The following is a 12,164-nucleotide window of genomic DNA, read 5'->3' on the forward strand; positions in this document are numbered from 1 at the left end:
GCCGTAAAACCTAGTGCCCGGCGTCGTACCAGGTGGGACCGACGCCGATCTGGACTTCCAGCGGGACGCTGAGCTCGGCCGCAGCGCCCATCTGTTCCGTGACCAGCTTCTCCACGGCCTCCCGTTCGCCGGTGGCCACCTCGAGGACCAGTTCGTCATGGACCTGCAGGAGCATCCGCGATTTCAGTCCCTGCTCGGCCAGCGCGCCGGCGACGCCCAGCATGGCCCGCTTGATGATGTCCGCAGCCGATCCCTGGATGGGTGAGTTCAACGCGATGCGCTCCGCGTTCTCGCGAAGCTGCCGGTCCGTGCTGGTGAGGTCCGGCAGGTAGCGCCGGCGGCCTTCGATGGTGGCCGTATAGCCGTCGATGCGGGCCTGGTCCACGACGCCGCGCAGGTAGTCGCGGACAGCGCCGAACCGGTCGAAGTATTCCTTCATGAGGGTACGTGCCTCGTCCACGGAAATCTCCAGCTGCTTGGAGAGCCCGAACGAGGTCAGTCCGTAGGCGAGGCCATAGGACATGGCCTTGACCTTGGAGCGCATCGCGCTGGTCACCTGGTCGGTGGGCACATGGAAGATGTTGGAGCCCACGAACCGGTGCAGGTCTTCGCCGTCCTTGTAGGCCTGGATCAGGCCGGCGTCCCCCGAGAGGTGGGCCATGATGCGCATCTCGATCTGCGAGTAGTCCGCGGACAGCAGGCAGTCATAGCCTTCGCTGACGACAAAGATGCCGCGGACGCGCCGGCCTTCCTCGCTGCGGATGGGGATGTTCTGCAGGTTGGGGTTGTTGGAGGAGATCCGGCCCGTGGCTGCGACGTTTTGCGCGTAGGTGGTGTGGATCCGGCCGTCGTCGGTGACGGACTTCTTGAGCGACTCCAGCATCTGGCGCAGCTTCGACGACTCGCGGTGCGCCATCAGCTGGACCAGGAATTCATGCCCGGTCTTTTCCAGGAGGTTCTTCAGCGAGGCGGCATCGGTGGTGTAGCCGGACTTGATCTTTTTGGTCTTGGGCAGCTGGAGCTCGTCGAAGAGGACCGTCTGCAGCTGCTTGGGCGATCCCAGGTTCACCTCGTGTCCGATTGCGGCGAAGGCAAGCTCCTGCGCGTTGTCGATCACTTTGGAAAGATCCGCCAGCTGCTCGTCCATACGCCGCATATCGATGGAGATCCCGGCACGTTCCATGTCGGCCAGGACGCGGCTGACCGGAAGCTCGAGGGTGGACAGGAGCTCCTGCGCCTGGCGCTCCCTCAGCTCCGCCTCGAAGTAGCGGCTCAGGGCGTGGACGACGGCGGCGACCTGGACGAGTGCGCTGGCGGCGGCTTCATCGCCATCAAGGTCCAGCTCCAACTGTCCAGCCTTCGCTGCGGCGGTGGCGATGCCGATGTTGAGGTGGTGCTGCGCCAGCTCCGCGAGCTCGTAGCTGCGGCGGTCGGGCTCGATCAGGTAGCCGGAGATCGAGGTGTCATCCACGACGCCCTCGAGTTCCAAACCACGGGCGTCCAGTGCCTTCACGGCAGCCTTGTACCCGTGCATCACCTTGGGCGATTCGGGGTCCCGCAGCCACGCTGCCAGGACGTTCTCGGCAGCGGCGTCCTGGCCGGCGAGGTCGATGTATGCGGCGGCGCCGTCGCGGACGATCGCCAGCGCGGCGGCGTCCTCGCCGATCCGCCCGGGGACCAGATCGACGGCTACTGCGGATCGCTGCGTGGCGCCTGCCGCCAGGAAGGCGGCCAGCTCAGCTGCCCGGCCGGGGGTCACGAAATCCGGCGTGTCGACGCTTTCCCGCTCCGCGGTTTCCGGGGCCTCACTGCCGTAGAGGGCAAAGAGCCGGGTGCGGATGGTCTTGAATTCGAGGGTGTCGAACAGCTCCTCGAGGGCGGACTGGTCCGGCCGCGGTTCCGCGAGCTCGTCCAGCGTTACCGGGAGGTCGAGGTCGGTGTGCAGCCTGTTCAGCCGCCTGTTGCGCTTGACGTCCTCAACGTTTTCGCGGAGGGCGTCCCCCACCTTCCCGCCGATGGAATCCAGGTTCTCGAGGACCCCCTCCAGCCCGCCGTAGAGGTTGATCCACTTGGCGGCCGTTTTGGGGCCGACGCCGGGAACACCGGGGAGGTTGTCCGCGGACTCCCCCACCAGCGCGGCGAGGTCAGAATACTGTTCGGGGCTGACGAAGTACTTTTCCTGGATGGCTGCCGCGTCCAACCGGGGAATATCGCTCACGCCTTTTTTGGGGTACAGCACAAAGACGTTGTCCGTAATCAGCTGGAAGGCGTCACGGTCGCCCGATACGAGAAGGACCTCGAAACCGGCCTTGTCTCCCATGGTGGCAAGAGTGGCCAGGATGTCGTCAGCCTCATAACCGGGCATCTTGATGGTCTTGATGCCCCACGCGCCCATGACCTTGTCGATGAGGTCGATCTGGCCGCTCATCTCCCGGGGGGTCTCGTTGCGGCCACCCTTGTAGTCGCTGTATTCGGCCTTGCGGTGCGTGGTCTCATCCGAGACATCGAAGGCTACGGCAATGTGGGTGGGCTTCTGTTCCTTGATGAGGTTGATGAGCATGGAAGTAAACCCATGGATCGCGTTGGTGTGCTGCCCATTGGCAGTGGAGAACTTGTCCGCCGGTAGGGCGAAGAAGGCACGGAAGGCCATGGAGTGGCCGTCGAGGACCATCAGCCGGGGCTGGTCCGTGATGGGAATCACGGGTGCCTCAGTGGCGGAAACCGGCCCCGCGGCCCGGCTGGACTTCCGGGCGGGCCTGGCCGCAGTCACTGATTCGGTCTCAGTTGCCGGGAGGATGTCTGCTGCGGATGGGGCAAGGGCCGGTTTGGTAGTTTCGCTCACAGGTGCCAGCCTAGTTCCCATGATGGACAATTTCACGCCGGCCCCGTTCGCGGCCGAACTGGCGGCTGCCGGAGTGCCCGAGGAAATGCATGACTGGCTCGGACAGTACGGCGTGGGGGCGCTGGTGGTGAAGATGGGGATCCATTTCCTGGAGATGAGTCCCGAGCGCACGGTAGGCACCATGCCGGTGGAAGGCAACACCCAGGTGGCCGGGATTCTGCACGGCGGCGCCCATGTGGTCCTGGCCGAGACTCTTGGTTCCTTTGCCGCCGGAATGCACGCCGGGCCCAAGAGGCAGGCACTGGGAATCGACGTCAGCGCGACGCATCACCGGGCCATCACCAAGGGCACCGTGACCGGGACGTGCACGGCCATCCACCTCGGCCGGACCATCACCACGCATGAGATTGTTATGACGGACGAGCAGGGCCGCCGGCTGTCCACGGCGCGGATCACGAACCTGATCCGCAACATCGCAGAGTAGGTCGTCGCACGCCCGCTAGGGCCGCTGTCCGCCGAAGCGGTAGCGCAGCTCCACGATGCCCCGGCCCATGGTCTGGGAGGAGATCAGCTCCAGCGGCGCCGTCGGGCCGGCCAGCGGAAGCACGCCTTTGCCGTTCCCGAGCACCACCGGGATGATTGAGATGATGAGTTCGTCCAGCACGCCGGCGTCCGCGAACTGCGCTGCCAACACACCGCCGCCTACGATCCAGACGTTACGCCCGCCCGCCTCCTCCTTGAGGTCCTCGACGAACTCCCCCGCGGGGCCACGGACAAAGGTGATGTCCGTTCCCTTGGGAGCCGAGAGTTCGTGGTGGGTGAAGACCCAGCACGGCGTGGACGGGTAGGGCCAGTTGCCGGGTTCGTGTTCCATGAGCCAGGCGTAAGTTTCGCCGCCCATCACGATGCAGCCGACGTCGGCCATGAACGCATCGTAACTTTCCTTGCCCCCGGCGAAGCCGTCGAACTGCAACAGCCAGTCCAGTTTGTCATCGGCTGTCGCGATGTATCCATCCAGGGATGAGGCCACGAAGTACTGGAGACTCGACATGGCCCCAGCCTAGCGATTACCGTCCGGGGTTCCCATAGCCCGCGGCGACCGCGGGCAGCGGTGACCGCGGGCAGCCGGGCCGGCAGACGGTGCCGTGCCGCGGGCTACTTGCTGAAGTAGGGAATGATCAGGTATAGCCCAAACAGGACGGCGATGCCACACAGGCCGAAGCACGCGATAGCGAGCGGACGGACCCATACCGGCTTGTTTTCACGTACGTCGCCGGCGATGGCCGTGAGCCGGACTCCGAGGGCGTAGAGGACGACGACGGTTACCGCGGCAACGAGGGTTGCTCCGGCGACCTGCAACAGTTCCAGCCACTTCATTACTGGCCACCCTTCGTCTTGTTGTTGCCGCGCCTGACGGCAATCGCCTTCTTCTTGCGGAACTGCACGGCCTGCCCGGCTTCCTCGACCTCGACGGCGTTGTGGTGGCCCACGTGCGATTTCCGCGACTGGAAAAACATGTACAGGACGGCGGCGGTTCCGGCGACGGCGGCGATGACAACGCCCACCACCCCGATCCCTACCAGCATCGCCGTGAGGGCGCCCATGATGCCGGCGGCCGGGAGGGTGAAGAGCCAGCCGACGGCGATCCGTCCGGCGGTGCCCCAGCGCACTGTTGTGCCGCGGCGGCCCAGTCCGGAACCGATCACGGAGCCGGAGGCCACCTGGGTGGTGGACAATGCGAAGCCCAGATGGGAGGAGGCCAGGATCGCGGAGGCGGTGCTGGTCTCGGCGGCGAAGCCCTGGGCGGGCTTGACGTCGGTGAGGCCGGACCCCATGGTCCGGATGATGCGCCAGCCTCCCGCGTAGGTGCCGACCGCGATGGCCAGGGCGCAGGCGGTGATGACCCAAAGCTGCGGTCCGGTGCCGGCCTGCTGGGTTCCCGCTGCGATCAGCACGAGGGTGATGATGCCCATGGTCTTCTGGGCGTCGTTTGTTCCGTGGGCGAGGGCAACGAGGCTGGAGGTGAAGATCTGGCCAGTGCGGAATCCGCCGCGCTTCTGGGTGAGCTTGCTGCCGGTTTCCGGGTCGTGCCGGGACGTAAGGGCGTAAGCCAGCCTGGTGCACAGGTACGCCACTCCGCCGGCAATGATGGGCGCGAAGATGGCCGGCAGGATCACCTTCTGGAGCAGGGATTCGAAGTTCACCGAGTGGATGCCGATGCCCGCTATGGCGGCGCCGATCAGGCCCCCGAAGAGCGCGTGCGAGGAACTCGACGGCAGGCCCTTGAGCCAGGTGATCATGTTCCAGAGGATGGCGCCCATCAGTCCCGCGAAGATGATCTCCGGGGTGATCTGGATCCCGTCCGAGCCTTCCTTGATGATGCCGCCGGACACGGTCTTGGCCACTTCCGTCGAAAGGAAAGCGCCCACCAGGTTCAGCACCGCCGCGAGGGCGACTGCCGTTTTGGGTTTGATGGCACCGGTCGCGATGGGGGTGGCCATCGCGTTGGCAGTGTCATGAAATCCGTTGGTGAAGTCGAAGAAAAGCGCCAGCGATATCACCAGCGCAACCATTACGGTGATTTCCACTTGTTGCCCAATCTGCAGAGTCGACGGTCAGCATTTTCATTCCCGTCGCCGCGCAACGTTCATCCGGGATTGACCGGGACGACGTGCGGCGTCCAGCAAAGTAGCTTGAAACCCTATAGATCGTACGTGGGAAAGGCATCAGGGCAAAACAAGCTTCGGGGACGGCGAACGCCGGACATCCCGTCGGTCAGCATCCCGGCGATCTTCCCCTGACCTCGTCATGGGCCGTCATCAGCGCCTCGCCGGGTGTCAGTCCTCGTGCTTGACCTTGCGCACCCGGGTGACAATGGTTGGGCACGGCACGTGCAGCAGGACAGCGTGGGCTGTGGAGCCGAGCACCAGCCGGGAGAAGCCTCCACGCCCCCGGCTGCCGACTACCAGCAGGCGTGCCTCCGCAGCGATGTCGACGAGGGCTTTGGCCGGCTCGGTGTCCTTTTCGAGGCGCTGATGGACCACCAGGTCGGGGTACTTGTCGCCCAGGCCGGCCACGGATTCGCTAAGGACGATCCGGTTCTCCGCGACCATGGTTTCGGCGAGTCCGCTCGACGGCAACCGGTTCTCGACCCAGCGCGCAGGGCTCCGGAACCCGAGCACCACGGTCAGCTCATCGCGGCCGCGGTCGGCTTCGGCGGCAGCGAACTGGACGGCCTGGCTAGACTCTTCGGAGCCGTCGACGCCGACGACGACGCCCCCGGCAGCGGCCCCCTGCTTGAGCGGGATGACGGCTACCGGGCTGTCCGAGGCGGAGACGATCTGCAGAGCGCGGTCCGTCAGGGGACCGCCGTCCATCCAATGCCTGTCATGTACGCCGACAACCACCATGGACGCCTGTTTGGACGCCTCCCGCAGTGCCGCGCCCGCGCTGCCATGACGAAGCTGGATCTCCACCTTCACGTCGGGCGCCTGCCGGCTGGCGCTGGCCGCTGCCTTATGCAACAGTTCCATGCCCGATTCCCTGATGAGCTCCTGATACTGGAAATCAGGAGACATCCAACGGTCGTCCACTGCATGAATAGCGATGACCGGGAGCTGGAGTCGGGCCGCCCGCTGAAGTGCCCAGGTGAGTGCGGCCTCGCTTCCGGCAGACCCATTGATGCCGACGACGATTGGTTTAATCATTGCGAATCCTGCTCTTCTCGTGGCGTGACGGCTCCGCCAGCCCACGACCCGAGCAGCAGTGCCCAACGGTCCGCTGACACTTCAGTGTGCGCCGCCTGCCAGGAGCCCGGTTAGGGCCTTAAGCCCCCCACATGCCTTCCCGAGCCACAGTTTCGTCGCTGCTGTCCCGTCAGCGGCCTGATGCCAGCGGTCGGCGCTCCTCGTTCCCTTGCGTCAACCTCTGCGCGTCTCAATGCGGGGAAGTTCTCACCGATTCTTCCCCCGGGCTTCCCGGGTTGTCGAACGAGGCCAGCCCGGTTCCGGCGAGTCCCAGGACGCTGACGGCGATCGCCGCCACAACCGGGAGCGAGCGGATGTGGGCTGAGGCCGGTGGGCGTTTGGGGAGCCGGCCTTTTTCGCGGAGTAGGACGACGGCGGCCACCAACGTGCTCAGCTCCAGGACGCCGGCAGCCCAGTCCGGCAGTCCCGACGGTTCGGGTACGCCGGCTGCGGGTCCGAAGGGCAGTCCGACCGTGCGGGAGTACAGCCACAGCGCCAGCGGCACGATCGAGACTGCCGCGACGGCCCGGAGCATGGTGCGGTGCCGCCGTCCGAGGGACAAGAGTCCAAGGGCAAGCTGTGCTGCGGTGAGAACAATGAAGAAGGCACCGGCGGCGGCCCACTCGCTGAGATGCTGGGGTACGACGGCGGCGTGGATGGCAGCGCTGCCGAACAGAGCAGTAGCCAGATACAGCCGCCGGTGGTCAATTCGGCCGCCGCGGGCCGTTCGCCGTCGGGGCCTGCTGACGTCCAGTCGGCCGCCCCGGATCGCCACCGCCCAGCCGACGAGGACGAGGTTGGTGAGCAGGATTATCCCGCTACCATAGCCCACGGCGCGCATCTGTAGCCCTAGCGTCGCCTGCTGTTGCAGCGCCAGGCAGTTCCCTTCCGTGCAGGTATGGCTCATCGAGTCCATCAGCTGCAGCTGGCTTGACTGCAGGTCATAGTCGTAGGCCGAACTGACCGAAATTTCTGCGATGCCGACGGCGGTGCCGGCCGCAACGACCAGCAGCGCCGCCAGGACCGTCCTCGACGGGCGCAGCACCGGCCCGAATAGACGGAGCGCCAACGTCAGGGCCCCGAGCACCGCGACGACGAAAACCGGCAGGACCAAGGTGGACTCCCGCAGCCAGCTCGCGAATGGCTCCTGCGTGCGTTCAATGGCCCCAACGGCACCCCGCAGCGACATCATCCAGAAACCGTCGGCGTAGGCCATCACGACAGCCAGCGATAGAACCGTCAGCCACGGGACGGCTGGGCCGGGGATCGCGCCGCTGCGCTCGTTGACGGAGTTGCCGAGTTTGGTGTCGATCATCTCCCGTTACCTCGCATATCCGTTGTCGGAACCGGGGCCTGTCTGGTGCGACAAACCCCGGCCCCTTGGTTCATCAGGGGAGGCGGGAGGCTATCACGGTGTGATCTCCCAGCCGAACATCATGGCGTGGTCTTCGTGTGCCAGGTTGTGGCAGTGCGCCACGTAGGGCCCGACGAAGTCCCTGAATCCCCGGTAGATGATCACCGACTCGTTCGGATCGAGCGCCACCAGGTCTTCCTTGGAGACGTCGTCGGGATGCCCCGGATCTCCTGCACCGGTCACGTCCTTCCCATTGCGCATGACGGTGCGGTGCTCCTCCATGTGGAGGTGGAAGGGGTGCACCCAGCCGCCGCCGCCGTTGCGGATCTCCCAGAGGCTGAAGCTGTTCTTCTTCTGCCGGGCCAGCGGCGTCGCGCCGGCCGGGTTTTTCAGGCACTTCACCACCGTCGTCGGGTCGAAGGGCTTGCCATTGATGAGCCACTCGGTCTCGCCGCCCAGGGCGCCGCGCTTCACCTCGAAGATCAGGCGGTTGTCCAGCAGGTTCCGCCAGTTGTTCGGCAGCGGCGGTAGCGGACGCAGGGGCATTTGGGGCGCCGGGATCTGGCTGTCGTCCGGCGCGTTGTCGCCGATCACGAACTTCAGCACCGGCACCTTGTACTTCGGATCGGGGAAGAAGCGGGACGAGTTGGACCACATCCGCCCGTTGGGCATCTTCATAACGTTGGTGAGGTAGATGACATCGCCCTTGGTAGTCGGCGTGCCGTCCTGGTACCTGGTGAAGTCGACGATGACCTCGCGCCGCTTGGCCGGCCACAGTTCGAACGAGTCCCGCTTGATCGGGAACGGCAGGAGCCCACCGTCCGAGGCGATCTGGGTGAACTGCATGCACTGCTGGCCATCCTCGATGCGGTACTGACCCTCAAGCTCGTCATCCACGTAGCCGAGCGACGCCGACGACTTCGGGCCCAGCGTCGAGCTCATCAGCTTGAACTCGTAGATCCTCGAGACTGAGGCGTCAAGGAACCGGAAGCGGTACTTGCGCCGCTTTACTTCCAGCACCGGGGAGGCCGTGCCGTTGACCGTGCAGATGTCGCCCACAAAGCCGTGGTTGGGAAAGTGCTTGTAGAACGTCTTGCCCCACCACTCGGGGTGCTTGGCCGGGTTCTTGGCGGCCGGGAACTCGCCCTGCCCGTCGTGGATGTCCTTGTGCACCGTGTCGCCGTCGTCAAGGCGGAAGTCGGAGAAGGCCAGCGGGATGTCGTATTTGACGTCGAAGGACCCGTCCGGGTTGTCAGTGCGGACGCCGGGCAGCCGGAGGCCCTGCCGCTCGTCTCCCATGTCCAGACCGTACTTCGGGTCGTAGATGGGGTACAGGCCGACCAAGCCCTTGTAGACGTTCGAGCCGGTGTGATCCATCCGGTGGTCATGGAACCAGAAGAAGCTCTGCTTCTCCCGGTCGTCTCCACCGGCCGGCCAGTTCAGGTACAGGTTGTCGACCCACATCTGCGGCAGGAACCCCATGCGCCTCGGCCCGGACACCATCGAGTAGTGCGGGTTGCCGTCGCTCTCGGGCGCGGTGTGACCGTTGTGCAGGTGGGTGAGGAAGGACCAGTCCGGAGAGCCGAAGTCCTGGCGATCGAGGTTGAGCGGGTTCTCGTCCAGGTGGTTCTCGAAGCGGACGAGCGCCGGCTTGCCGTATTCGGCGTTGATCATCGGCCCGGGGAAGGTGCCGTTGAAACCGTAGATCGTGCTGAGAGGCAAGGTCCGCTTCGTGCCCGGGGAATAAGCCTTGCCGGATGAGTCGAACGAGACAGTCGGCTTACCGTCTGCGTCGATCGGCAGCACCTGAGACGTGGTGAAGGCGTGGGTCCGAAGCAGTACGTCGATCTTGTAGACGATCGGGTCTGGATAGCCGATTTGACCGGGCCAGATCTGGTGCCGCTCGTTGCGCAGCGAGTTCTGCTGGCCCGTCCCGGGTCCCGGCGGATTCCGCCAGGCGCTGTACACCGACCTCGGGACCGGGGCGAGCGCCCTCGGGATCGGTAGGGGATCGGTAAACGGCGAGATGATCAGCGGGCTCGTCGGGAACTTCTCAAGGTAGAAAAAGCCATCACTAAGCGCTGTGGATGTGGCGGCAAAAGCGCCGTCGGCCGAGAGCAGTCCCCTCTGAGCCAGAAACGGGGCGCCCCACCCCTGCGCGGCGACCAGCGCGGCTCCGGCTCCCCCGGCCGCCCCCAACCTCAAGAGCGTGCGGCGGGACACCGGGCCGGCGTTTGCAGAATCCTCCGGCATCAGTCTGCGTCCGTTTCGCACGGGGCCGATAGGTAGCCCTGCGGCACCGGTTCGCCGTCGATTGCAAGGCGTTCCCCAGTTTGAGGTTTGATCATGACGAAACTCCTTGCTTTGTCCACTCAGCTTCGTGATGCGGTTCCCCCGCGATCAGTGTGAGTCGCAGACCTTGGGAAAAACACTGGGACTTTTCCGGGCCCGGATTCTTCCATGACACCGGATCGCGGCCGCGTCCGGGCGCATGTCCGGGCCCCTCCTAGCTAACAGGGGGCCCCGGAGCACCAGCATGAGCCCTGGCCGACGCACCGATAGGATTTTTCCGGCAGGCTTTTCGGCTCGCGAACCGCACCGGCGCATTCCAGTGGCAAGGACACATGATGAACAAGAAATCCAAGCGGTCACCGATCAGCCCGGATCAGCCCTGGACGGACCGCCCCTGGACGGGGCACTACGGACCGGGGGTCCCAGCGAACCCTAAGCTTCCCAAGGGGTCGCTCGTGGACCTCATGGATTCCTCCGTGCGGCGCTTCGGCTCCAAGACGGCCCTGGAGTTCTTCGGGGCACGCACCAGCTACCGAGAATTGGGCACGCTCATCAGCCGGGCCGCCGCCGGACTCAAGAAACTTGGCGTCAAGGCCGGTGACCGGGTGGCCCTCGTCCTGCCGAACTGTCCTCAGCACATCATTGCCTTCCATGCCGTGCTGCGGCTGGGCGCGATCGTTGTGGAGCACAATCCCCTATATACGGACCGGGAGCTGCGCCACCAGTTCGAAGACCACGGCGCCACCGTGGCGATCGTCTGGGACAAGGCGGTGCAGCGGGTGAGTCAGTTGCCGCCCGACGTCGGGCTCCGGACCATCATCTCGGTCGAGCTGATCCCGGCGATGCCGCTGCTCCAGCGGTTGGCACTCCGGCTCCCCGTGCCCGAGGCGCGGAAAGCCCGCGCAGCCTTGGCCGCCGGGAAGAACACCACCCAGAAGCGGTTGCGCACTCCGGTCCTGCCTTGGCGGAAGCTCCTGGAGGCCGGCGAGTTGAAGAAGAAGCACCCGCGTCCTGCACCCCAGGACCTCGGGTCCTGCAGTACACGAGCGGCACGACGGGCCTGCCCAAGGGCGCCATGCTCACGCACGCCAATCTGCAGGCCAACGCCGCCCAGGGCCGGGCGTGGGTTCCGGGGCTCCGGGACGGCCGGGAAACCGTGTACGCGGTGCTGCCCATGTTCCACGCCTACGGGCTGACTCTCTGCATGACCTTCGCCCTCAGCATCGGCGCGAAGTTGGTGCTGTTCCCGAAGTTCGACGTCGAGCTGGTGCTAAAGGCCCTCAGGAAGTCGCCGGCCACCTTCCTGCCGGCGGTCCCGCCGATCTACGACCGGATCGCCGCTGCGGCGGCGGAGCGCGGCGTCGGGCTGGAGAGCATTCGCTTCTCCATCTCCGGGGCCATGAACCTGCCGACGGCGACAGTGGAGACCTGGGAGAAGGCCACCGGCGGGTACCTGATCGAGGGCTACGGCCTGACCGAAACGTCCCCTATCGCACTAGGCAATCCCTTCGGGCCCAGCCGGAAACCGGGCACCGTGGGCGTGCCGTTCCCGCTGACCGACATCCGGGTGGTGGACCCGAAGAATGTCGCGATCGACCGTGCCCCCGGCGACGAGGGGGAACTGCTCGTCCGCGGGCCCCAGGTGTTCGCCGGCTACTGGAACCGGCCGGAAGAAACCGAAGAAGCGCTGCTCGAAGGCGGCTGGTTCCGCACCGGCGACAGCGTCTCCTTAGATAAGGACTACTTCGTGACGATCCGGGACCGGATGAAGGAACTGATCATCACGGGAGGGTTCAACGTCTCGCCCAGCGAGGTCGAAGACGTGCTGGTCCCCTCCCGGGCCTTGAGGCGGCTTCCGGCGTCGGGTGCTGCGCCGGGAAATCCGGGACAGGCTCGTGGCCGGCCGGTAGGGGAATACTCCCTCCGGCCG

Annotated in this window: 8 protein-coding genes and 1 pseudogene; 2 read left to right on the forward strand and 7 right to left on the reverse strand. The window is 65.7% G+C overall.

Going from position 1 to position 12,164, the window contains the following annotated elements; all coding sequences use genetic code 11:
* Window positions 1-10: 10 nt before the first annotated feature.
* The gene (gene polA, locus ACQCSU_RS02140) at window positions 11-2,650 is read right to left on the reverse strand and encodes a DNA polymerase I (protein ID WP_426979918.1); all 2,640 of its coding nucleotides are present in this window, start codon (window positions 2,648-2,650) and stop codon (window positions 11-13) included.
* A gap of 211 nt (window positions 2,651-2,861) precedes the next feature.
* Between polA and ACQCSU_RS02145 the strand changes: the two genes are divergently transcribed.
* The gene (locus ACQCSU_RS02145) at window positions 2,862-3,326 is read left to right on the forward strand and encodes a hotdog fold thioesterase (protein ID WP_426978000.1); all 465 of its coding nucleotides are present in this window, start codon (window positions 2,862-2,864) and stop codon (window positions 3,324-3,326) included.
* Between the two features lie 15 nt (window positions 3,327-3,341).
* Here ACQCSU_RS02145 and ACQCSU_RS02150 read toward each other — a convergent pair whose 3' ends face one another.
* The 6 genes from ACQCSU_RS02150 to ACQCSU_RS02175 all read right to left on the reverse strand — a co-directional run bounded on the left by ACQCSU_RS02150 (window position 3,342) and on the right by ACQCSU_RS02175 (window position 10,195).
* Window positions 3,342-3,893, reverse strand: a complete 552-nt coding sequence (locus tag ACQCSU_RS02150) for a dihydrofolate reductase family protein (protein WP_426978001.1) — start codon at window positions 3,891-3,893, stop codon at window positions 3,342-3,344.
* Window positions 3,894-3,997: 104 nt separating this feature from the next.
* Entirely contained in the window at window positions 3,998-4,219 is a 222-nt protein-coding gene (locus ACQCSU_RS02155) for a hypothetical protein (protein WP_354241217.1), read from the reverse strand.
* The gene (locus ACQCSU_RS02160) at window positions 4,219-5,430 is read right to left on the reverse strand and encodes an inorganic phosphate transporter (protein WP_426978003.1); all 1,212 of its coding nucleotides are present in this window, start codon (window positions 5,428-5,430) and stop codon (window positions 4,219-4,221) included. The genes ACQCSU_RS02155 and ACQCSU_RS02160 overlap by 1 nt, the downstream gene beginning before the upstream one ends.
* Window positions 5,431-5,679: 249 nt before the next feature.
* Window positions 5,680-6,549, reverse strand: a complete 870-nt coding sequence (locus tag ACQCSU_RS02165; protein ID WP_426978004.1) for a universal stress protein — start codon at window positions 6,547-6,549, stop codon at window positions 5,680-5,682.
* Window positions 6,550-6,778: 229 nt separating this feature from the next.
* Window positions 6,779-7,903 carry a hypothetical protein gene (locus ACQCSU_RS02170; RefSeq protein ID WP_426978006.1) on the reverse strand — a complete coding sequence of 375 codons (1,125 nt, stop codon included), beginning with the start codon at window positions 7,901-7,903 and terminating at the stop codon, window positions 6,779-6,781.
* A 93-nt stretch (window positions 7,904-7,996) separates the two neighbouring features.
* Window positions 7,997-10,195, reverse strand: coding sequence for a multicopper oxidase family protein (locus ACQCSU_RS02175; protein ID WP_426978008.1), 2,199 nt, complete (start codon window positions 10,193-10,195; stop codon window positions 7,997-7,999).
* 374 nt (window positions 10,196-10,569) lie between these two features.
* Here ACQCSU_RS02175 and ACQCSU_RS02180 point away from each other — a divergent pair.
* Window positions 10,570-12,065, forward strand: a pseudogene (locus ACQCSU_RS02180) (AMP-binding protein); the annotation flags it as partial.
* Window positions 12,066-12,164 lie beyond the last annotated feature (99 nt).

Source organism: Pseudarthrobacter sp. O4, from assembly GCF_050157025.1.
Lineage (GTDB): Bacteria > Actinomycetota > Actinomycetes > Actinomycetales > Micrococcaceae > Arthrobacter.